Here is a 22,874-nt window from a genome sequence, read left to right as displayed (position 1 = left end):
ATAAAATTATAAAAATTATTAATATTTGATGAAGATTATACAAACTTAATACCTTTTAACTATTTAAGATGTTAAACTTTATAAGCTGACTGATAGCAAGGTGAACTGCGTCATTCCCTGAGAAAGTTATATTGATTTTGGGATAGACAGAGTTCTAGGAAACGGAAACAATATAAACCCAAAGGGCCCTTGGGTGAATAGGAAACAATCATATTTTCAGAGGACATGCGCACTTACTTGAGGATCGGTCAGATGTATTGAATTGTAATGGAGGAAAGATGAAATGCAGAAGCTACCCATTTTTACTGTAATCGCATTGTCAGTTGTTCTGTTAGTCGGATGTGGCAATGAGGTCACAAACATTAAGGATGACAATCCGACCGAGGCCAAGATGGAGTCAAATAGTAATGTGGACTCCGTCACTTCTACCGAAAGCGAGGGAACGACAACTACAGAAAACGTAAGTGAGGAAACTGAAAATTCAGACGATATTTGGACTTATTACAATGATGCGACCTGGTCAGACGATTTTAATGGTGTGGTAACAACGATCGAGAAAGTCGTAGTTTCAGACAAAGCACCTAAGGATGGAGATACAGAAGATTTAACTGCGTCCGCAGTAGGAATCAAAATGAATATCGAAAACACTACGGATAAAATATTTACTACGTATCCGGATCAAGCAGAGCTTATCACATCTACTGGGGAACAGGTCGATGCCAATATGTGGTTGTCAGATAATTTAGGAGGGGAGATCGAAGAAGGAGTTATCAAAGAAGGTAATGTAATATGGTTCCTAGATCGTGGAAACGCAGAAGATATTGAGTGGGTTAAGATCAAGTGGTACATTACTGAAGGTGACGGGTTTGGATCCAACGATCAAAGAGAAGAATATTCAGTTAAACTGCAGTTAAAGTAGAATCCAAAGTGACTGAGCATCGGTTAAGGAAATAGGGGGAAGTTTTGAATGTTTGCTATGGGTCTTATAGCTGGTATTTTCGGTATTATTGCTTCAATTGTTGCATTGATGATAGGCGGGGTGGATGCAGCGTTCTCAGATAGCGGAACATCAAGCATTACGGGTTTAGCGATTTCGGCCATGATTTTTAGTATCCTAGGAATTATTGGATCTGCAATGGCAAAATCAAAACCTAAAATTGCAGGAATCATCATGTTAGTGAGTGGTATAGCAGGATTTATAAGCATCTCCATGTTTTTCATTCTCTCCGGCGTACTCTTTGTTGTTGCCGGGTTTATGGGGATTTTGAGTAAAAAGAAGAGTGTAAATATAGAAGCATAGTTTTAATTGATCTGTGTAGCCTTAGGGAGAACTTCCTTAAGGCTGTTTTTTATCGTATTTCGGAGACTTTGTGTTTTCTTGACAACGTCTTGGCAGGGATAAAGTCTCTCTTTGGCGAATGTTTTTGGAAGACAGAGGGGGTGACTTCATGAAAATGGACGGAATAGATGAGTTAAGCAATAGCAGGTTACATGAGATTAAAGAAAATGTTCGTAATCTTGAAAATAATCGCTCTGTTTCTTTTGATGAAATGTTTAACTCGTCTTTCATGACAAGATTCACAAATTTTGAGAGTATAGATGAATTCTTTAATCAAAGCGGATTTAATGCTGACACAGAGGAGGATTTTGAAGCTATTCATCGAGAAGAGCTGGATGCTTATGTATCGAAGCAAACGAAATTTGATAGCTGGGAAGAGATGGTTGGCAAAGCAACGGAGGAATATATTTTTAAGCTGTTAGGCTTCTGAGAAGGAGAACGACTAAAATGATTCAGTCCATTGTACATATCGCTTTGGTTGTAAAAGATTATGATGAAGCGATTGAATTCTATACAAAAAAATTAAATTTCACGTTAATTGAAGATACTTATCAACCAGAGCAAGATAAACGATGGGTAGTAATTTCTCCTCCTGGCTCTGTTGGTACGACAATATTACTAGCTAGAGCATCTAAACCGGAACAAGAGCAGTTTGTTGGTAACCAGACTGGTGGCCGAGTATTTCTCTTTCTAAACACGGACGACTTCTGGAGAGATTATAATGAAATGGTCTCCAAAGGAATAGAATTTGTTAGAGATCCCAAAGAACAATCATACGGAATGGTTGCCGTGTTCAAAGATTTATACGGAAATTTGTGGGATCTTCTGCAAATGAATGAAGATCATCCTATATCCAAACGCGTTAAGTAATTCTTAAATCCAGGTGTGAGAAACACAAGAAGACCTATTCCTTGAGAATGGGTCTTTTTTTGATGGATTGTAATCTTTGATGTAGTGGGATAATATGTTAATTGTATATATCTTAAAGATATATGATGTGTGAGGAGGGGCATATGAAAAGAATCAATACTAGTCATTTTGCGATTCTCGGCTTACTTCGGATTAAACCGATGAGCGCCTATGAATTGGTCAAGTTCTCGAAGGAAAGCATCGGCCTATTTTGGAACGAATCCTATGGACATATTCATAAGAGCATCAAGCAACTGGAGCTAGAAGGTTATGTGTCGGTTGTGGAAGCAGCAGAGACCGGTAGGCGCAAAATTGTCTATGGTATAACGCAAGAGGGATGTAATCAACTTGATTCTTGGTTAACTCAACCTCCGATGGAACCTGTGATGAGAAATGAATTACTGATGAAGCTCTTCGTCTCCGATAAACGGAATGTGCCGCAATTAGTCGCTTTTCTGAAGGAAGAAATAGAAGCGAGTGAGGGATTAACCGCGATGCTCGCAGGAATTAAAGCGAGTGTTCCTGGAGCAGATCGTAAACAAGCCCAGCTCTGGTTATTGACTCTCGACTATGGTGAGCGATATCTGCAAATGACCATCGAATGGTGTCACCATGCACTTGCAATATTAAACCATCCACATTGGAGGCATATTGATGAGTAAAAAACGACTCAATTGGATCCCCATCCTGTTGATCACCATCATGGTTGCCGCTTGTGCGCCTCTATTGCTATGGTTCAGAAGCAGTCCGCTCCTCGCTTTAGAAATATTCGATAGGGCTGTATACAATCTGGAGATTAGTTATCAGATTACGGTATTGTTGTTAGCTATGATTATGATCGGCATTGTATATGGAATCGCAGGTAAAGATGGTCTTACGTATTTAAGTCTTAGAAGGCGAGATGGAATTATTCGGCCGGAACCTTGGATTGGAATTAAGCCAAAAGTAACGGAGTCATGGAAAAACTTAGGTTTCAACTTCGCGATTGTGATTACACTGGTGACCATTGTGGTCATATACTTCCAACTGGGGTATGGGGAAAGCATGAGTTTAGAGCTATATCCTGGGGTCATATTAATTCTTATCTTTTCGCTTATGAATGCCTTCTCTGAAGAAATCATCTTCCGGTTTTCATTTGTAGCTGTTGTTAGCAGATATGGCTTCTCACCGTATATAGCGCAGGGATTATCAGCATTGACCTTTGGTATTGTTCATTATTTCGGAAATCCAGGGGGAATAGTGGGTGTATTGATGGCTGCTTTTATCGGATGGTTTTTGGCCAAATCAATGTTAGAAACGAAGGGGTTCTTCTGGGCGTTAGCGATCCATTTCTTACAAGATGTCGTGATTTTTAGTGCTTTATTTATGAAGTAGGTGCATAAAGCTCATTCCTGCCCTATTTGAGTTCTCATAATGATATAATAGATCAATCTTTATTACTTACGTGGATGCGACGTTGTTGCAGCCATAGCAATTTAGCTTAATGAGTCAGGTCAAAAAGAAGTATGAGAGGACTAACTATGTACAATTGGATGAAAATCCTCATGATCGGAGGCATTGCCGCGGCCGCTTTATTGATCTTCGTAAATCGGATCGAAGCCCCTTCCACTAACGCCGCGTCGGAAGCGTATTATGTAGCGCTGACCGGCAAAGATTCGAATGATGGCTCCAAGCAGTCACCATGGAAAACACTGCAGCATGCAGCGGATACGGTTCAGCCGGGCAGTACGGTCTATGTTCGAGGCGGTGTGTATAAGCAGAAGCTGAACATTACACGTTCTGGTTCCACAGACAGTGGATCGATCACTTTCGTTAGCTACCCGAATGAAACGGCAATTCTCGACGGTACCGGACTAAAGGTCAACGGGCAGGAAGGGCTGATCGAAATCGATGACGCCAGCTACATTACGATTCAAAGTCTGGTCGTCCGAAATTTCACGACATCAGAGAAGGATCAAATGCCAATTGGTCTATTCGTTCATGGTTCGGGATCAAATATTAAACTCTTGAATAATAAGGTCTATGCGATCAAACATACGGCCGCAGTCGCCAGCGATCTGAGCGGAAGAGATGCGCACGGGATTGCCGTCTACGGGAATGAAGCACCCGATGCGATTACGAAGGTGACCATTGACGGGAACGAGCTGTACGATCTTGTGCTCGGGTCCAGTGAAGCGCTCGCGATCAATGGGAACGTGGATACATTCATGGTTACGAACAATAGTGTTCACGATAGCGACAATATCGGCATCGATGTTATCGGTTTCGAAGGTGTCTCACCTGACGAGCGTTATGATCAAGCACGCAACGGCATCATTAGCGGGAATAAAGTATATAACATTACGGCTAATTATAATCCGTCCTACGGCCAAACCTTACCGAACAAGAGTAATTCTGCAGGCGGGATCTATGTTGATGGCGGCAAAGACAGCATCATCGAGCGTAATTACAGCTTCGGCAACGATATCGGCATCGAGCTGGCCAGTGAGCATTACGGCAAAGCAACCAGCGGAATAACGGTGCGCAGCAATGTAGTATACAACAATCGCTACACGGGAATTGCAGTGGGCGGATATGATGAGGATCGGGGTTCAACGACAGACAGCACGATTATCAACAATACGTTCTTCAACAATAACACCTTGAATGACGGCAGCGGCCAATTGCTGCTGCAGAACTACACGCACGACAATGTCATCATGAACAACATTTTTCATGCTGGGCAATTGGATGTCTTCATATCTAACGAATACACGAGCAACTCCGGCAATGTCGTCGACTATAATTTGTATTATAGTCCGGTGGGTACGGACGATTCACTCTGGACATGGAAGGACAAGGAGTATGCTGGGCTAGAGTCATACCGGAAGGCTACCAACAATGATAAACATTCCATCTTTACCGATCCCCAATTCGTAAATATGCAGCTTGAGAACCTTCACTTGCAAAAGAGTTCTCCTGCAATAGATGTCGGTATGACACATATGTCGATCGAGAATACGCTGGACATCGATGGCAACAATCGGATACAAGGAGATATGGTAAATATTGGGGCGGATGAATAGAACAAGGTCACCATTAATAGTCGCTAATTGAGCGACTTTTTTTTATTTTCTGTATAATTTATCTGACAGCTTGATGTCTTCTATAAGTAAGTATGCTTAAAATTTATGTAATCTTTAGATTCAGTTAAGACTTTATAAAGATCTTCCAGTTATAAATGGTATAGGAGGGATTATTATTTACACGATTCTGATTGCTGACGATGAATCTGAGATTGTGGAGCTGCTTCAGCTCTATTTAGAGAAAGAGTACAACATCGTAAAAGCGAACAATGGTAATGAAGCTCTACACATGGTTCAAGCTGAATCTGTCGATCTCATTATCTTAGATGTTATGATGCCTGAGCTTAGTGGGTTGCAGTTCCTGAAGATCATTCGCCGGGATTGTCACATTCCCGTGTTGCTCTTATCGGCAAAAAGTGAACACCATGATAAAATTCTGGGACTTGAGCTTGGAGCGGACGATTATGTATCCAAACCTTTTAACCCGCTAGAGGTGGTTGCCCGTGTCAAAGCCATGATCCGAAGAGTACATCAATTTGATGGATCTACAGGAGAAAAGGAGACGAACTCAAATCTTACCCTCGGTAATCTTGTTCTGGATACAAATGCATGCACGCTGTATGTGTCGGGACAGCAGGTATCCCTGACATCTACGGAATATAAAATTCTGAAGCTTATGATGGAATCACCAGGGAAGCTCTTTACTCGTAAACGCATATATGAGGCGGTGTGGGAGGATTATTATGTGCATGAGGATAACAGCATTATGGTACACATCAGTAACATTCGAGAGAAGATTGAACGGGATTCGAAGAAACCCGAATATTTAAAAACGATTAGAGGATTGGGGTACAAAATGGATGCGTCTGTGGAAAAATAGAAATAAGCGTCCGCTGCAAACTTCGCTCGCATTTGATTTCTTTCGATTTTTACTTATTGTTGTATTCATCGCTTGCTGTGCGTATATGTTTATACAGCTCGACATTTCAAATCAGCTGAAGGAGTATCAGCTTGCTGATCCCGATCTGGAGGTTGAAGCCAGCGTCTACTTATCGGATATGGAGTCTGGACCTGAAACGAAAAAGCTCCTAGATAGCGGTGGTTGGCTTGAACTGTTAGACATAGATAAAAGCATCGTGAAAGTCATCGGATCTAAAAAAGATGAAGTGAATCGTTACACAGAAGAACAATTATTTACGCTTCTCGAAAATGGAGTGAATGATCCATATTATTCCTCTCTCACCCGTTACCAGGACGCTGATTCCACATATTGGCTGCTGCTTAAGATCCCTCGAGATCGAATTAACATTACAGTCAATAGTTTTCCGTTTATGTCCCAATTAAGTGAGCCTCTAGCATTGTACATCATGCTGGGTATCATCTTTATTCTGATACTTATTCTAGGCTACAGTTACACCGTCGCCAGGAGAATTCAAAAGCCGCTGAAGACCATTAGTGAAGGGCTGAATGAAATGATTCGAGGCAACTACAATACGAGAATTGAAGTCGATGCAGAGGAAGAATTTAAACAAATGGGTGAGAAGTTCAATTATATGGCGGATATGATTGAAAAAACGACAGAAGATAAGCGACTGGCTGAGGAGAGCAAACAACAGATGATCATGGATCTCTCCCATGACTTGAAGACACCAATAACAACGATTCAAGGATACGCGCAAGCCTTGTACGAAGGCCGTGTCGATGATGCTGAACGACAGAGAAAGTATTTGACGTATATTTACAACAAGTCGACGCAGGTGACGAAACTAATTCTAAACATGGTAGAGCTGTTAAAAACAGATTCGCCAGACTTTCTTCTGAAGACCGATCGATACGAGCTTGGCGATTTTCTGCGAGAAGTCATTGCGGACACGTATGGCGAAATTGAGAAAAAAAGCTTCAATTTGCAATTTCAGGTTCCGAATCATGCGGTATACGCACGATTTGATCCCGAGCTCCTGGCACGTGTCGTTCACAATATCATCAGTAATGCGCTGATGTATAACAATAATGGAACCCTATTAAGAATCGAAGTTATTCCACAAGAAGAGTTCGTAATGATCGAGATTGCAGATAATGGAGTAGGCATTCCGAATGAATTACAAACGACGATTTTCAACCCTTTTGTGAGGGGAGATAAAGCCAGAACGGCTACTGGCGGTACGGGGCTTGGCTTAGCTATTGCAATGAAAAATACTGAGCGGATGGGCGGAAGACTGACGCTTAGCAGCAATGACAAAGAGATGACAGTATTCAAGATTGAGATTCCTAAATGAAAATATGCGTGACCGACTTAGATGGAGGGGGTAAGTTGCTTCAAACAAACAAGATGATACGCTTTTGTATCGGCGTGATCTTTATTCTGCTTATCATTTTCCTAAGCTATAAAGTGCAATTTGTGTTTATACCTTTGTTTTCACTGTTCAATGTTATAATCGTCCCGCTAATGCTGGCAGGTTTCTTATATTACTTGTTAAGACCTTTGGTGCAATGGATGCATCGAAAATGGGGGAACCGCTCACTTGCCATCTTGATGATCTATCTTGTGTTTTTGATCGTTATCATCGGCTTCATCATTGGTGTGTGGCCTTCAATTCGCGAACAGCTGCATGAGTTCATCCTTAATATACCTGACTTGGTTACGAAGCTGACGGTTCAGCTTCAAGAGCTGGAAGACAGCGGGCTGCTATCAAGTATTCTGCCTGAGGGTAATGAGCTGATGTCACGTGTAACCCATATCATTAACCAGGGAATGAATTTGCTGGGTGCCTACTTGTCGAGCCTATTTACATTCTTCTCCAATTTCATACTTGTATTATTTATTACGCCGATCCTTCTATATTTCATGCTAAAAGAAGGAGGAAAGTTTGGAGAGAAAATCGTAGCATTTCTGCCGAGACGTTTTCGGGAAGATGGGCAGGAATTGATTGAAGAGATCGATAATTCACTTGGAGGCTTTATCGTAGGGCGCGTCATCACCAATATAGCACTCGGAGTCTTAATGTATATTGGGTTTATATTTATTGACCTGCCCTATGCGCTTCTATTAACGGTTATTGCGGTTATCGCGAATTTTATCCCATTTATAGGAGCGATCATATCCGCTGTTCCTATCCTTATTATTGGATTTATCCAATCACCGTCGACAGCGATATGGGCGCTGGTTATTATTCTTGGTGCTCAGCAGATCCAAGATAACATCCTCGCACCTTATATATTTAAGAAGTCAATTAACATTCATCCCATCACAAGTATTGTGGTCGTACTGGTGGGTCAGGATATGGGAGGTCTGATCGGCGTAATTCTCTCCATTCCGGTATATACCACAATCAAAATTATTGTTTTGAAGCTGTACGCTCTCTTTGTGAAGGAGAAGTGGGAGAAAGCTTAGTTCATATTCCAATCAAGAGGAGAGAAATATGATGATTCAAACTTCGGAGGGAAAAGTATCTATTTCTAATCAAGTGATTACCAAAATTGCAGAAAAAGCCTTGCGAGACATAGAGGGAATTAGGGTAGTGACGGGTGGTTTAAACGATATGCTGAGTCAACTAAGCAGCAGTAGGCAATCTAAGGGAATAACGATTCATCGGTTAGACGCAGTCACCAATGTTGAGCTGCGAATTATTGTAGATTACGGAGTGAAGATTCACCATGTATGTAGGGAGCTGCAACAAAGAGTGAAGAATTTGATTGAAAATATAACAGGCTCCTCAATCGGCGAGATTTTTGTAAAAGTAGAAGGGATTGCATTAGATTAGATTGAGGGATTACAGCTATTCGACTGTAGTATGGATTATTAGCGGCGGGGTTGCAGTTTAATGCAACGCCCGCTTTTTTTGTCGAGAAATATTAATCCACAAGAGAAGAAGATACGGACTTTAAAAGTCCATAGCTGTGTCCAATGTTTGACATAATCAGATTACAAATGTAATATCATAGCATGACTACAAATGTAGTCTACTGATTTCATCTGTTGTCCCACAAAGCCGTTAGTTATTGTGGTTGCCAAGTCATGCGAAGGGGGGCGGTTAGAGTTACATGGGCGCTAATGCATTACAAATCATATGAAATGGGGATTAAGTAATGAGAAATGTACAAAGGATCCGGGAGCTCACCGCTTTATATGCTAAACCGTATGTTTTACTAAGCATATTTCTTGTTCTTCTGCTGTTGAATGGGTGTGGAGGAGGAAAGGACACGGCAATAGTAGATAGTGTACAAGGTACGGATGCTAATACTTCTATATCAGTCTCTGCAGATGAAAGCTATGCAGACTTAGAAGAAGAGTATGATACGAGAGTCGGTGTATTTGCATGGGATACAGGTTCCGGCAAGATGGTCTCCTATCGTGCAGATGAACGGTTTGCTTATGCCTCAACCTTCAAAGCGCTGGCAGCAGGAGCAATATTGCTTAAAGAATCGGAGGAGGAGCTGGACAAGATCATTACGTATTCTAAAGAAGATGTAGAGGAGTATTCCCCGATAACAGAGAAGCATGTAACTACGGGGATGAAGCTCAGTGAAATTATGGACGCTGCTATTCGCTTCAGTGATAACACTGCAGGCAATCTGATGCTGAAGGAGCTGGGCGGACCGAAAGGCTTTGAAACCGTACTTCGAGAAATCGGGGATACCGTTACGATGGCTGACCGCTATGAGACCGAGCTGAATGAGGCCGTTCCAGGTGATGACCGTGATACCAGTACTCCGAGAGCCTTGGCGAATTCTCTTCATCATTTTATACTTACAGATACACTTTCCGAGCAGGAAAGAACGCTTCTGACCCATTGGCTCCGCAGCAACACAACAGGGGATGAGTTGATTCGTGCAGGGGTTCCTGAAGGGTGGAACGTAGGAGACAAGACAGGTGCCGGAAGCTACGGAACAAGGAACGACATTGGCATCATATGGCCTCCAAATCGTGATCCGATTGTTCTTGCCATAATGACGAGCCGCGATGAAAAAGACGCCGAGTACGATAACTCGCTTATTGCGCGAACGACAGAGCTTGCAGTTCAGGCTCTAAACCACATGGACAGTGGTTCCTCGAAGTAAGGACCACAAGAGAAGGGAGCGCAGAATTTGTTTGCCATTTTTACTGTCGCTTGTATAGTTTCTTCCATATCAGCTGGCGGAATTCTGCTGTTAAAATTCATGTTTCACCGTCAGCTTACGACGAAGTGGAACTACTATCTATGGTTTCTGTTGTTAGCTGCGTTAGTTATTCCTTTTATACCAAGTTCATTATTAAGTTCCGGAACATTCTTTAATGAATTCGGCGGTGCTTTATCTGCAAATCACAGCGATGAAGCAACTCAAGAACCGCTCTATGTATCCTCCAATGCAAATTTACTTCAGGACTTTACGGTATCTGTGGGTCGTTTCGCACCTGATTTATTTCAGACAGTAGTGATTTGCATTTGGGCTAGTGGAATCCTGATTCTAGCCTTCGTTTTTTTCATTTCCTGGATCAATATAAGACGTGTAACCACGTTGTCTAAGCGAGTTGTCAATCGGGAAATCTTGAATATACTGGAGCACTGCAAAAGAAAGCTTTACTTAACAAATGAATTGCGCATTCTGGAATCGCCACTCGTACAGTCACCGCTATTAACCGGGTTCTTTAAGCCTTGTCTTGTGTTTCCATCCGGATTTACCGAATGGCTGACCGAAGCTGAAGTGAAATATATTATCTTGCATGAACTGCATCATTTAAGAAGCAAGGATTACCTTACCAATTATCTGTTTGTTGTATTCCAGATGCTATACTGGTTCAACCCGCTTATCTGGCTGGCCTTCAGAAAGATGAGATTGGATCGTGAAATTGCCTGCGATCAAGCGGTACTCAAATTGCTGGATGAAGAGCAGCATACTGGCTATGGACTTACCATCCTCCATTTTGCCGAGCGGGGGTCTAAATCTTCTTACCTGAATCTAGCCAATCAGCTAGTCAGTCCAAAAAGCCAGCTGAAGCAAAGGATCGAGAAGATTGCCAATTTCGCAGCAGAATCCAGAAGCAAACAAAGAATAAGCATTGCAGTAGTCATTTTTACCGTCGTATTTATATTGTGTCAGCTTCCTCTTGTTTCGGCTGTTGAGTATGATGATTCCCGTTATTCATTTAAAGAGGCCGAGCCTGTTTATGAGGATTTAAGCCGTTATTTTTCCGGATATGAAGGAACGTTTGTACTATATGATATGCAGCAAGATGAGTATCAGATCTATAACAAGGATCACAGCACAAGGAGGGTATCGCCTGACTCTACTTACAAGATATACAGCGCCTTGATTGGCCTTGAAACAAAAGCTATTTCAGAGCAGGATACGAGAATAGCATGGAACGGTCACAAGTACCCATATACCGAATGGAACAGAGACCAAACGATGCATACTGCTCTGCAGGATTCAGTGAACTGGTATTTTGAGAACATGGAGTCCAGAATCAAACGCAGTGAGATACAACACTATTTGAATCTTATCCAATATGGAAATACTAATATTTCTGGCAATTCTGAGCCTTACTGGCTGGAATCTTCACTTAAAATATCAGCGGTTGAGCAGGTTAAGCTGCTGCATGCGATGTATACAAATCAGCTCGGTTTTGACCGCAAGCATGCTCAGGCAGTTAAGAAAGCGATTCACATAGAAGATAAGGGCGATAAGGCGCTATTCGGTAAGACAGGAACAGGCACGGTTAATCAGAAGAATACGAATGGCTGGTTTATTGGTTATGTTGAGGATGAGGACAACTGCTACTTTTTTGCAACCAATATCCAGGATCATGGTCGTTCAAACGGCAGTACAGCCTCACAAATAACGTTACGGATATTAGAAGACAAAGGGATATATTAGTTAGAAGGATGTGACATCGTTGACGAAACAGGTGCCAAAAATATCGGAATCCGAGTGGGAAGTCATGACAGTACTATGGGAAAGGGCTCCAAGAACAGCTGGCGAAGTCATCGATGCCTTGCAGCAGCGAACAGACTGGAAGCCCAAAACAATCCGAACACTGCTGGACCGGCTGGTCAAAAAGCAGGCAGTATCCATTAATCAGGATACAAAAGTATATACGTTTGCACCATTATTCTCTCAGTATGAATGTCAGCAGGCAGAGACGCAGTCCTTCGTTAAACGAATATACGGCGGTACAATGAAATCAATGCTTGTTCATTTTTTTGAAGACAATGCTGTATCAGACGAGGAGATTAAGGAGCTGCGCAGCTTATTGAACGAGAAAACGGATAAAAAGAAATAAGCACTGCATTGCTGTCGATCGTTTACTCTTAGGATTATCATCACTTACCACTACTGTACTAAATGATCTAAATCCGGCTGCAATTTGGTCCGCAGCATATACATCATGGCTGCTCCAACAAGAAATGCGACGGCATCTGCGATGACAAGTGACCAGATCACTCCGTGAAATCCATGTAACCGATTAGCGATATATAACACAGGAATGAGAGTAATTCCTTGGATCATTGACATAACAAACGCGGGGGCTCCTTGCGCTGTAGCTTGGAAGATCCCCGTAAACAACGTCGTAACTCCTGAAATAAAGAGAGAGAGGAAGGTCACATGAAGAATATAGCTGCCCATTTCAATTAATTGCGGATCATTTGTGAATAAACTAATCAGATGGTCGGAAATCAGATAGACGATGACACCAAATAATAAAGCCAAAACCACAATTGATTTGATCGTAAATCCAATGGTTTGCTTCATGCGTAATTTATTCGCTGTAAAAGTGAATGCAATTAACGGTACAACGCCCTCGCATAATCCCATCAATATAAACTCAGGAAATTGCAATAAACGTGATGAAATTCCATACCCCGCTATGGCTTGATCTCCGTATTCGACGAGAAAATAGTTCACGATCAGTGACATTGCACCCAGGAAGACACTCATAACAAAGACAGGAACGCCGATTTTAAATATGTTGCTCAGAATGTCTTTAGTCGCCCGGAACCATTTTATGGAGATCGTTAGGTACTGACTTCTATAACCCATATGGAAGGTGAAATATGCACTTGCTATTAAGTTTGAGATTACCGTAGCAGATGCAACTCCGATCACACCCCAATTGAAGACAAAGATGACTAGCGCATCCAGAATAATATTCACGACAACACTGAGAATCATGCCGATCATTGAAGTGACCGCTGATCCCTCCGAGCGCACGATATTCTCCAGCGTGAAGAATAAGATGACGAATGGAGAACCGATAAGCATAATCGTTACATACTCCTTTGTGAATCCGAAGGATTCAGGTGAAGCCCCGAGACAATGAACAATGGGATGGATCAGCGGCAGGCCGATGGTCATAACCATAAGACCGAGAACTAAGCTGCTGTAAAATGCGAATGCGGAAACATGTTTTACGTCATCATATTTATTCTCGCCTAGCAGACGAGAGATAAATGTACCGCTGCCTATACCTATCAAGCTGCCTAGCGCCATAATGACTGCGAATAAGGGCAAAGTTAACGCAAGTGCGGTTAACATCGCCGTATTGCCCAGTGTACCAAGGAAAAAGGCATTTAAGATGGAGTATATGACACTCATTGAACTCCCTAGCATCATTGGTACAGCAAAGTGAGCTACGGCTTTGGTAATCGGTGCTTTTTCAAAATAATAGAGGTTTTCCGTATCCATATAAGTCACTACTTTCTTCATAATTTTCGATTTATCTAACGGTGTTAGATTGAACCTTACAGTGTTAGATGTTATCATGAACCTAAGAACCTGTAAAGTATAAACTTACACTGTTAGATAAAAAGGACGGATACGAATGAAAAAACAGCAGCCTCAAATTTCAGAGGATAAGATATTGGAAACCTCGTGGAAGCTTCTCGGGGAGGAAGGCATTGAGAAATTCAGCATGAGACGGTTGGCAGATCGGCTTGGAATTCAGGCTCCATCTCTGTACTGGTACTTCAAGAGTAAGCAGTCTCTATACCAGCGTCTGGCCAACCAAATTTCCAAAATCGTTCTCGAGGAGTTTCGTTCTGATGGGGACTGGAAGGAACAAATGGAGGGTCTTGCGATAACGATACGGAGTGTGCTTAGTCGGTACCCTTGCTCCACACAGCTTATGATGATGACGCTGCCTCATGAGCCGGACATGATCCGGTTCACCAACCGCTTGTTGCTCTGTATGGAGTCAACGCCACTAGAGCAGGAGCAGAAATTACAGGCTGTACTGACGCTTACGAACTATGTTCTCTACTTCGTTCTAGACGATTATCAGCATCAACGTAATATCTCTGCGATCCTTAACGACCAGGAAGTGCTTCCGTCCGATGAGATGACTCGACTCTTAGATTCTATGAGCGAGACGGAAGCGGGACTGTTCCGTAGGACATACAAGAGTGGACTGTTTGATCTAATGGGGACGGATGGGGCATTTGAGTTTGGCTTGAAGCTGATTCTGTTGGGGATAGAGCAAGTGATAAAGGAGCAGGAGAAGTAGAAAGTTGAATGTAGAAAATGCCCATACGATGTCTATATACAACTCGTAATGGATACCGATTACATCAAGGTTATAACCGGAGTATCGCAAACGGAGTAATGACAGTTACAGCACAAAAAGCCGCGTAGAAGCGGCTCTTTGTGCTTTACTTTTGAACTAATGATGCTCACCGCTGTTGTTAGTGCCGCTGGTCGAGTTATTCTGATCCGCTTCGGGCACTTCGACATCTCCCACGATGAGCTGCACAGTAGGCATGACTTCAGAACCTTGAGAAGAGGCCATCACTTGAAAGTAATATATACCATCCTGTGGTAAGACGATATCGGCTGTAAACATCCCATTATTGCTATGGATCGGTTTGATTGTTTCATGAAACGGCTCCTTCCTGTCGTCAGAACTCCATATATGAAACTGAATTACATCAGGATTATCTACATTGATGTCTCCCTGAACAAGCTTAGCAACATAGGACTGGGGTACACCTATCTGGATTAATTCTGGAACGGTAATTTCCGCTCTGAGCACAATTTCTTGCTTGTACTTCTGAGCTGCATCTGCATCTACCGATGTACAAGCTGATAGTAACGAGGTCAATAGGATATACGAGTAGATTAGGGACGACTTTTTCTTCATTATATACCGCCTATTCTTTGAATTACGCGTTAAAGAACTTTTTAAGCACAGGAACCCTTTTAATGATAAAGAAATCAATAAGACCAACAACGATGAGTGACACACCTACTAATGGAAAGAGAATCCCGAACACTGCAAGAATGATGAACAGTCCTTTAATGTTGCCTGGACTTACGGAACGGGGAGCGCCCATCTTACCGTTAGGTTTACGCTTCCACCACATCAAAAAGCCAGTAAATACAATACCTGCAATGCCTATACATACAACAAGCCCTATAATTTGGTTTAATAAATCGAATTCTAACCCTTTATGGAGCGTAATTCCCCAGGCCATTAATTTGCCAATGGGCTCATAGTTTTCATACCGATAATCAGCAAGGACTGCACCGCTATACTGATCAATATGAACCGTTGCTTCATCTCGAGCCTTAGGTGGAAAAACCGATAAAGTAAATACACCTTCAGGAGTTTTTGGAAAAATGACTTCATACGTCGGATAAATCTCAAGGTTACTAGCGATACTTACAACTTGATCTATGGATAGCTGGACTTCTTTTACCGTTGATGCAGGAACATCTAGATTCTCAGCAGCCCATGGAACATCTGCGATATCTTTAGTTTTTAGCCCACTTGAAGGAGCATTTCCAACCCAGATGGACGGCGGATATCCGACTCCTGTATTTGTCGTAATGGTCTGCACTTTGGTCCCCCAAAATCCAGACCATAAGAGACCTGTAATGATAAGAAAAATCATCGCCGCCGATATCCAGAAGGCGGGAACAGCATGTAAATCCCTTAATAATGTTTTTCTTGTGGTCTTAAATCGGGGGATGAGTATACCTCTCCATTTACTCTTATCTCTAGGGAACCATAGGTAAAGCCCTGTGAATACTAAAATCAATGCCCAGCATGCTGCTAATTCAACAATACGATCCCCTGTCGTGCCTAGCATCAACTCACCGTGAAATTCTTCGATCCGATCCATTAGTCTGCTTTTATCATTCATATCTCCTATAATTTCAGCAGAGTAAGGATCCACAAACACGGTATACGTTTCATTGTTTTGGTTGATTTTTACTTCGGCAGATCGTGTCGCTTCCTCGCCAGGACGGTATTTTACGACCCTTGCATCTGGATAGCTGCTCATCACTTTCTCAATGAGTAAGGAAGGAGGGAGCTTGCTGCCTTCATCATTTACAACGTATAAATCACGATACATCCATTGTTCCATTTGAGGTTTGAATAAATATACAGATCCTGTAACTGCTAAGATAAAAATAAATGGGGCGAAGAAGAGTCCTGCATATAAATGCCATCTCCATAAGGTTTGGTAAATGGATGCGTTTTTTTGCTTACCTGTCACTATTGCTTGTTTAACGCTGCCTTTCATTAAGTTGCTCCTGTCCCTATATAATTTTTAACTTAACTCAAGCTATTATAGTTGAATTGATAAGCTGAGAGTATGACTCCAATGGGCTATTCAGGAAGTATGTTTAAATCGTGAATCAGATAAAATTAAGAATATTGTCCATGTAATCAGAGGATGTTGAATGGCTATGAGCGCTTAGCTTCTATATAATAAAGCACAAATTACGAGAAAGAGAGGAATTTGGATGAGCGCCAGATTACGTATCCCATTGGAAGAATCATGGATCTTTCAGGCAGATTTAAAGAACGAGGGAGAGGAACTAAAATGGCATGAAGGCGGCCCGCCTCAAGGAGAGAACGTCATGATTCCACATACGTGGAATGTTCAAGACGGACTGCAGGAGTTTCGGGGTACAGGGTGGTACAGTTGTAGCTTTTATGCTCCACCTGAATGGGAGAACAAATTAATTCGTTTGCAATTTGACGCGGTTTATCGTGATGCAGCTGTATGGGTAAATGGGCAAAAGGTGGGGGTACATATCAATTCTGGTTACACCTCATTTGTATTAGATATCTCAAATGCCGTCTCCTATGGAGAAAACAACAGGATCGTTGTATCGGCAAATAATGAAAATAGTCAGACAGCCCTTCCCGTAGGCAACAGCTTTGATTGGGCGGATGATGGCGGAATAATTCGTGGAGTATCCCTTATTGTTAGCGGACGCAGAGCAATGGATTACAGCAAAATACAGGCCGTTCCTGTATTTAGTGATGAAGCAAACGGGCGTAGCTGCTCGTACGGTTTAATATCAGGAGAGATTCGTTTATGGGAAGAAGAACAGAGTGAGTCGAACAACAGCACTTTTGGACTTAAGGTAACAGTAACCAGTGAAGAGGGCTCCACAATTTCAGAAACATGGGAATTAACCAGCAATGCAGGCATGTTATGTTTTGAAAATTTAAAGGTGGAAAGTCCCAAGCTGTGGCATTTTGATCATCCTCATTTGTATAAGGTTAATCTTGCTTTGTACTTGGATGATGAGCTTTCCGATGAGGAATCCATAGAGGTTGGCTTCAGAGAAATTCAGTCAGATGGCAATACATTACTACTCAATCGAGAGCCAGTCCGACTTATGGGGGTTGAATGGATGCCGGGATCTCACCCGGATCGAGGCATGGCCGAAACGCTTAGCGAGCTTGAGGAAATGCTCCGACATATGAAAGAAGCAAATTGCGTAATAACCCGTTTTCATTGGCAGCAAGATAGCAAGCTACTAGAATGGTGTAACCGTAATGGTCTATTGGTACAGGAAGAGATTCCGCATTGGCAAACGCCGTATGATCCAGACGATGAATGGCTTCAGACGTCTATGCAGCATGCACATGAAATGATTAATCGACACTATCATCATCCATGTATTTATGCATGGGGACTGGGTAACGAGATAAATGGACAATCTCCCATCACAGTTCGTTATTTTGAAAAATTGAAGGCGCTTGTTCGCGGTTTAGATGACACCCGATTTATTAACTACGTTTCCAATACGGTACATGAGGATCCCTCTACTGACACCACGGGTGTAGGTGATGTTATTATGTGGAACGATTATATTGGGACCTGGCATGGAGATCTAGATCGACCTGCTGTAATCGAAGCCATTACAGAAGCTTATAAGAATAAACCTGTAATTGTAGCAGAATATGGACTATGTGAACCAGCTTATGCGGGAGGAGACGAACGACGTAAGGAAATTCTAATAGAGAACACGATAGAATACCGTAAGCATTCTGGTATTGCAGCACTGATATACTTTAGTCTGAATGATTATCGAACACAGATGGGCGAAGCCGGTGAAGGCATGCTGCGACAACGTGTACACGGTTCCATGTATTTGGACGGTACGCCTAAGCCATCATATGAAACCTTACGGCAGTTGGCTTCACCGATCCATGTATCCGTAAATTCGGACAATAAAGAAGGAAGTATGGCAGTAATTATAGATACTGCAAATGACATTCCGTCTTACAGAATATCCGGATATACCATAAAACTTACTGATCCATTTGGTAACTGTTACGAAAAAGATATACCGGAATTAGAGCCTGGTGAGCAATGCGTGTTACATTTTATGGATGTACCTCATATCGACATGGAAGAAATCATACTGGATGTTCAGAGACCGACCGGATTCTCGGTAACGAGCGGTCCATTGACTAAGTACAACGGACATTTTACAGATCACCATTTGGTTCAGTAATTCGGTCTCTTAACTACTTACAATTATCAACCTTTTGGGATGCTCCGATATTCGGTCGGCGAGCATCCCATTATTTTTTTGAACAATCTTGAGAAATAATAGGGGTCCTTTATACCGACAGCTCCGGCTATTTCCTTCACGCTTTTATCCGATAAGGATAACATTTGTCCAGCTCGCTGCATCTTGAGTCTGAGATAGAACTCAATGGGAGGCACGCCAGTTTCCTTGTTGAACAAGTAAATCAAATGTTGTTTAGATAAGCCTAAATGACGTGCTAATTCCGGAAGCGTCAGAGACTCTGTCATCCGATCCGTCATGAATTGCACAGCTTGTTCCAAATAGCGTTCACTTTTATTATCCTGAAGTGTATGCATTAAACTAAATCCTACGTGACTAATTAAATGGCGGATACACTGGGATACATAAATCTGATTGTTCATGGCATACGGTTTATCTGATAACATGTCGTAACATTGTTCAAAGTCATCGACCCACCTAGAATGCAAGTTTAATGTAAAAGGGAGGGGCCCCGCGTCTAAAGAATAAGCTCGAATAAGAGATTCTGCGTCTGTCCCTGTAAGGTGCATCCAATAAATGGTCCAAGGATTTTCATGAGATGCACCATATTGATGCGGGGTCTCCGCTGGAATAACGATAAGTTGTCTGGGTTGCACTGGTACGGATTTATTGGTTTCCACCCAGCCTTCTCCTTTGACACAATAGATGAGGATATGAGATTGAGATCCTTTGGGTCTTTGTCTGTAATGAAATTTTGCAGCAGGAAAAAAGCCGATATCGCTTATATGGAAGTGACTTGTTAATGCATTATTTTGTAATTCTTTGAGCATAAATTCGGGTTGTATAAAAATCTTTTCCTCTTCAAATCCATCTGACTTCAATTTCTGGTCCGCCTCGAACATATACATCCTCTTCTCTAAGAATATTATTAAATATTATCATGGAATTGTAGAAATCAGTAACTTATAAGCTTCTCTCCAACAAAGCACCAACTTGTTTAGCCATCACTTGTGGCGGATACGGCATCTCGTTTTTAATCCACCATTCAATGACTCCTACATAAGCAGTACCAGCATACTGAAGCATTACATCTTCGTTGATATCCACGTTCTTTCCACTCTCCCTATCAATCTCACCTTTGAATCCTTCCATAACGTATTCAAGAAGCCGGGATCGAAAGGAGGGAGCGCCTTTACTGGCCAGCATCGTCGAAAAAAACAAATAATTTTTCTCGAAATACTCAAAAAAAGGTGTAAGTCCATTGCTCCAGTCCAACTTACATGCCCACTCATCCATTTCACCTAGCTCATTCATGTGAGATTCAATTAGTTTATCTAACAGATCATATTTGTCCTGGTAATGAAGATAAATGGTTCCTCGATTAAGATTCGCTTGATCTGCGATATCCTGGATGGTTATCTCATCAAAATTCTTAACGCTCATCAATTCGATAACCGCTTTTTTTAATGCTTCTTGTGTTTTAGCAATTCTCCGATCCATTTTAGCCATGCTTAGTCCTCCGATATTATTTAGATAATTAACATTTTCAAATATTGTGTTGAAATATCAACAAAATCAAAATTATTAACCATTGAAAGTAGTTTAGTGATTTTATAATAATTGACATGAGTTGATTAAACAAACTGTTTTGATAACTTGTGAATTGTACTAGAAAGCATTGAAGATAGGAGTTGTTTTTTTGGTCAAGCAAAATCATCTATTGATATTCATATTAACAATAGGAGTATTCGGGATTTTAAATACGGAAATGGGGATTATTGGCTTATTACCTTCCCTTGCCGATCGCTTTGATGTCAGTGTAACTCATGCGGGATTGCTAGTGAGCGTATTTGCATTAGGCATCGCCATATCGGGTCCGATTATGCCTTTACTTTTTTCAGGAATGAATCGTAAGAAGGTCATGTTATTAGTACTTGGTGTTTTTGTAATTGCCAACATTGTATCTTTAATTACAACGAGCTTTACCATGTTATTAATTGCACGTATCATACCCGCACTTTTTCATCCTATTTATTGTTCCTTGGCCTTTACAGTGGCTGGTTCGTCCGTAAGTAAAGAAGAAGCTCCTAGAGCTGTGTCCAAGGTTTTTATAGGGATATCTGCCGGAATGGTAGCTGGCGTACCCATCGCAAGCTTTATGAATCATACTTTTTCGTATGAGTGGGCAATGGCATTCTTTTTGATCGTCAATGCCTTAGTATTCATTGCTACGGTATTATTTGTACCTTCTATGCCTGTAAAGGAAAGGCTAACTTATGGCTCGCAATTTTCCGTAATAAAGAGACCTGTATTATGGATTTCCATTGTGACCGTGATTTTGTTAAACGCATCTGTGTTCGGCGTCTATAGCTATCTTACGGAGTACTTGGGAACCGTAACTAAGATGTCTCCTAACGCCACAAGTCTGACCTTGTTCATCTTCGGAGGCGCTAATATGATTGGGAACATTATCGCCGGAAGGCTGCTTACTCATAGCGCTGCTAAAGCCGTGTTCGTTTTTCCTTTGTTGTTGGTTGCTGTCTATATTCTTATCTTCTTCACAGGGCAGCTTGCAGTGGCTATGGCTATTACAACTATACTCTGGGGAATACTGGCTGGAGGCATTATGGCTAATATTAATCAATATTTGATTATGTCTGCAGCCCCCCAGGCGCCTGATTTTGCCAATGGATTATTTATATCGGCTTGTAACATAGGAACAACAGTGGGAACAGCTGTAGGCGGGATATTTATAACTCAGATGGGAACACCTTACCTTATACTCGTAGGTATATTATCGTTGGTGTTAAGTTTAGCAACCATTTTATTTAGAAATTATTTGTTTGCTCCTGTTCAACAACTTTCTAAGTGATGAGATTGCCTATACGTATTATCTAAAAAACAGGAAAAGAAGGAGAAGGCATTTATGAAAAGACCATATATCATTTGTCACATGTTGACGTCTTTGGATGGGAAAATAGCAGGAGATTATCTGGAGGAGGTTCGAACCCGATATTTCACAAGTAAATATGAAGAGATTCATGATCGTTACGAATGCAAAGCATGGATATGCGGCCGGATCACCATGGAGAAACATTTCACCTTTGGAAACAAATTGGATTTAGATCTAGAGAACACTCCGACGATTCCTAGAACAGATTACGTAGCAAATATTGATGCTCCGGGCTATGCAGTAGCAGTCGACCCTTTGGGAAAATTGGGATGGACAAAAAATTTCATTGAGGAAGATGAGGATCGTTTTGGCCATCATATAATAGAGGTGCTTACGGAAGAGGTGTCGGATGCATATTTAAATTATCTGCAAAAATTAGGCGTATCCTATATTTTTGGAGGCAAAAATAGTCTTAATTTTACTGTAGTTGTCGAAAAGCTCAAAAAATTATTTTCGATAGACAAACTTTTGCTTGAAGGTGGAGGACTTATTAATGGCTCCTTTTTGTATGAAGGATTAATAGATGAGCTTAGTCTGGTCTTGGTTCCTATAGTCGATGGCTCATCAAACTCATTGTCATTATTTGAAGCGAGCGCTCATCTTCCAAATTCAAATCCCGTAAACTTCTATTTAAAAAGCGTAGAAAGGCTCCATGATGGCGGTCTCTGGATGAAATACAAGATAAATCCTATGGTGTAATAAGAAGTTGATTATATTTCATTCTTGATGTATTATTTTCTCACTTTCTTGAAGTAACTCGAAGCAAAAGGAATCTAAGGAGACTTTTCATATGTACACTGTACCAGCAAGATCTTCTCTATATTGAAGAGGGATTAAATGAAATTTAAGT

At 41.5% G+C, this 22,874-nt stretch carries 23 protein-coding genes; 18 read left to right on the top strand and 5 right to left on the bottom strand.

Features of this window, described 5'->3' with window-relative positions; translation table 11 throughout:
* Window positions 1-283 precede the first annotated feature (283 nt).
* The 14 genes from PUW25_RS13295 (at window position 284) to blaI (ending at window position 12,574) form a co-directional block, all read left to right on the top strand.
* Complete coding sequence (locus tag PUW25_RS13295; RefSeq protein ID WP_047911884.1) at window positions 284-919, top strand: hypothetical protein; 636 nt, start codon at window positions 284-286, stop codon at window positions 917-919.
* Between the two features lie 48 nt (window positions 920-967).
* Window positions 968-1,300 (top strand): DUF4064 domain-containing protein, encoded by a 333-nt coding sequence (locus PUW25_RS13290; protein ID WP_047911883.1) that lies wholly within the window; start codon window positions 968-970, stop codon window positions 1,298-1,300.
* A 148-nt stretch (window positions 1,301-1,448) separates the two neighbouring features.
* Complete coding sequence (locus tag PUW25_RS13285) at window positions 1,449-1,769, top strand: hypothetical protein (RefSeq protein WP_047911882.1); 321 nt, start codon at window positions 1,449-1,451, stop codon at window positions 1,767-1,769.
* 17 nt (window positions 1,770-1,786) lie between these two features.
* Complete coding sequence (locus PUW25_RS13280; protein WP_047911881.1) at window positions 1,787-2,209, top strand: VOC family protein; 423 nt, start codon at window positions 1,787-1,789, stop codon at window positions 2,207-2,209.
* 143 nt (window positions 2,210-2,352) lie between these two features.
* The gene (locus tag PUW25_RS13275; protein WP_047911880.1) at window positions 2,353-2,910 is read left to right on the top strand and encodes a PadR family transcriptional regulator; all 558 of its coding nucleotides are present in this window, start codon (window positions 2,353-2,355) and stop codon (window positions 2,908-2,910) included.
* Complete coding sequence (locus PUW25_RS13270) at window positions 2,903-3,622, top strand: CPBP family intramembrane glutamic endopeptidase (RefSeq protein ID WP_047911879.1); 720 nt, start codon at window positions 2,903-2,905, stop codon at window positions 3,620-3,622. The genes PUW25_RS13275 and PUW25_RS13270 overlap by 8 nt, the downstream gene beginning before the upstream one ends.
* Window positions 3,623-3,768: 146 nt before the next feature.
* Window positions 3,769-5,313 carry a choice-of-anchor Q domain-containing protein gene (locus PUW25_RS13265; protein WP_420799951.1) on the top strand — a complete coding sequence of 515 codons (1,545 nt, stop codon included), beginning with the start codon at window positions 3,769-3,771 and terminating at the stop codon, window positions 5,311-5,313.
* A gap of 172 nt (window positions 5,314-5,485) precedes the next feature.
* Window positions 5,486-6,193: a response regulator transcription factor gene (locus PUW25_RS13260; RefSeq protein ID WP_274338298.1), complete on the top strand. Its 708-nt coding sequence runs from the start codon at window positions 5,486-5,488 to the stop codon at window positions 6,191-6,193.
* Entirely contained in the window at window positions 6,174-7,589 is a 1,416-nt protein-coding gene (locus tag PUW25_RS13255) for a sensor histidine kinase (protein WP_274337191.1), read from the top strand. The genes PUW25_RS13260 and PUW25_RS13255 overlap by 20 nt, the downstream gene beginning before the upstream one ends.
* Entirely contained in the window at window positions 7,586-8,704 is a 1,119-nt protein-coding gene (locus tag PUW25_RS13250) for an AI-2E family transporter (RefSeq protein WP_338000030.1), read from the top strand. The genes PUW25_RS13255 and PUW25_RS13250 overlap by 4 nt, the downstream gene beginning before the upstream one ends.
* A gap of 28 nt (window positions 8,705-8,732) precedes the next feature.
* Window positions 8,733-9,074, top strand: a complete 342-nt coding sequence (locus tag PUW25_RS13245) for an Asp23/Gls24 family envelope stress response protein (RefSeq protein WP_274337189.1) — start codon at window positions 8,733-8,735, stop codon at window positions 9,072-9,074.
* Window positions 9,075-9,399: 325 nt separating this feature from the next.
* On the top strand, window positions 9,400-10,371 hold the full coding sequence (gene bla / locus PUW25_RS13240; RefSeq protein WP_274337188.1) for a class A beta-lactamase: 972 nt from the start codon (window positions 9,400-9,402) through the stop codon (window positions 10,369-10,371).
* A gap of 27 nt (window positions 10,372-10,398) precedes the next feature.
* Window positions 10,399-12,168 carry a BlaR1 family beta-lactam sensor/signal transducer gene (locus PUW25_RS13235; RefSeq protein WP_274337187.1) on the top strand — a complete coding sequence of 590 codons (1,770 nt, stop codon included), beginning with the start codon at window positions 10,399-10,401 and terminating at the stop codon, window positions 12,166-12,168.
* Between the two features lie 19 nt (window positions 12,169-12,187).
* The gene (blaI, locus tag PUW25_RS13230) at window positions 12,188-12,574 is read left to right on the top strand and encodes a penicillinase repressor BlaI (RefSeq protein ID WP_047911872.1); all 387 of its coding nucleotides are present in this window, start codon (window positions 12,188-12,190) and stop codon (window positions 12,572-12,574) included.
* Window positions 12,575-12,624: 50 nt separating this feature from the next.
* Here blaI and PUW25_RS13225 read toward each other — a convergent pair whose 3' ends face one another.
* The gene (locus PUW25_RS13225) at window positions 12,625-13,977 is read right to left on the bottom strand and encodes an MATE family efflux transporter (protein WP_274337186.1); all 1,353 of its coding nucleotides are present in this window, start codon (window positions 13,975-13,977) and stop codon (window positions 12,625-12,627) included.
* A gap of 136 nt (window positions 13,978-14,113) precedes the next feature.
* Here PUW25_RS13225 and PUW25_RS13220 point away from each other — a divergent pair, with 136 nt between their 5' ends.
* Window positions 14,114-14,794, top strand: a complete 681-nt coding sequence (locus PUW25_RS13220) for a TetR/AcrR family transcriptional regulator C-terminal domain-containing protein (RefSeq protein ID WP_274337185.1) — start codon at window positions 14,114-14,116, stop codon at window positions 14,792-14,794.
* Window positions 14,795-14,950: 156 nt separating this feature from the next.
* Here PUW25_RS13220 and PUW25_RS13215 read toward each other — a convergent pair whose 3' ends face one another.
* Window positions 14,951-15,427 carry a hypothetical protein gene (locus PUW25_RS13215; RefSeq protein WP_274337184.1) on the bottom strand — a complete coding sequence of 159 codons (477 nt, stop codon included), beginning with the start codon at window positions 15,425-15,427 and terminating at the stop codon, window positions 14,951-14,953.
* A 22-nt stretch (window positions 15,428-15,449) separates the two neighbouring features.
* Window positions 15,450-16,817 (bottom strand): PepSY-associated TM helix domain-containing protein, encoded by a 1,368-nt coding sequence (locus PUW25_RS13210; protein WP_274337183.1) that lies wholly within the window; start codon window positions 16,815-16,817, stop codon window positions 15,450-15,452.
* A gap of 223 nt (window positions 16,818-17,040) precedes the next feature.
* Here PUW25_RS13210 and PUW25_RS13205 point away from each other — a divergent pair, with 223 nt between their 5' ends.
* Window positions 17,041-19,053 carry a glycoside hydrolase family 2 protein gene (locus PUW25_RS13205; RefSeq protein ID WP_274337182.1) on the top strand — a complete coding sequence of 671 codons (2,013 nt, stop codon included), beginning with the start codon at window positions 17,041-17,043 and terminating at the stop codon, window positions 19,051-19,053.
* 26 nt (window positions 19,054-19,079) lie between these two features.
* On the opposite strand, the gene PUW25_RS13200 is transcribed toward PUW25_RS13205, so the two are convergent.
* Window positions 19,080-19,952, bottom strand: a complete 873-nt coding sequence (locus tag PUW25_RS13200; RefSeq protein ID WP_274337181.1) for an AraC family transcriptional regulator — start codon at window positions 19,950-19,952, stop codon at window positions 19,080-19,082.
* 82 nt (window positions 19,953-20,034) lie between these two features.
* Window positions 20,035-20,580, bottom strand: a complete 546-nt coding sequence (locus PUW25_RS13195; RefSeq protein WP_274337180.1) for a TetR/AcrR family transcriptional regulator — start codon at window positions 20,578-20,580, stop codon at window positions 20,035-20,037.
* Between the two features lie 190 nt (window positions 20,581-20,770).
* On the opposite strand from PUW25_RS13195, the gene PUW25_RS13190 reads away from it, so the two are divergent.
* The gene (locus tag PUW25_RS13190; RefSeq protein ID WP_274337179.1) at window positions 20,771-21,943 is read left to right on the top strand and encodes an MFS transporter; all 1,173 of its coding nucleotides are present in this window, start codon (window positions 20,771-20,773) and stop codon (window positions 21,941-21,943) included.
* 54 nt (window positions 21,944-21,997) lie between these two features.
* Window positions 21,998-22,723 carry a RibD family protein gene (locus tag PUW25_RS13185; protein ID WP_274337178.1) on the top strand — a complete coding sequence of 242 codons (726 nt, stop codon included), beginning with the start codon at window positions 21,998-22,000 and terminating at the stop codon, window positions 22,721-22,723.
* Window positions 22,724-22,874 lie beyond the last annotated feature (151 nt).

Source organism: Paenibacillus urinalis (assembly GCF_028747985.1).
Lineage (GTDB): Bacteria > Bacillota > Bacilli > Paenibacillales > Paenibacillaceae > Paenibacillus > Paenibacillus urinalis.
The sequence above is the reverse complement of the archived record's forward strand: the minus strand, read 5'-3'. Positions and strand labels throughout refer to the sequence as shown.